We start from the raw sequence: 230 nt of genomic DNA on the forward strand, positions 1-230 counted from the left end.
GCCCTTGCGCGCTGGCAATTTGGCCTCACCACGCTGTACCACTTCATCTTCGTGCCCCTCACCGTGGGCATGGCCCTGCTGGTCGCCATTTTGCAGACCACGTGGGTCAAGACGGGCAACGCGAAGTACCTGCGCCTCACGAAGCTGTTTGGCAAGATGTTTCTCATCAACTTTGCGATGGGCGTCGTCACCGGCATCGTGCAGGAGTTTCAGTTCGGCATGAACTGGTC

Annotated in this window: 1 protein-coding gene; it reads left to right on the forward strand. The window is 58.7% G+C overall.

What is annotated here, in order from left to right:
- A partial coding sequence (locus ACXR2T_RS15830; protein ID WP_489945569.1) for a cytochrome ubiquinol oxidase subunit I occupies positions 1-230 on the forward strand: 230 nt, incomplete at both ends.

It is taken from the genome of Leucobacter faecis, from assembly GCF_054456635.2.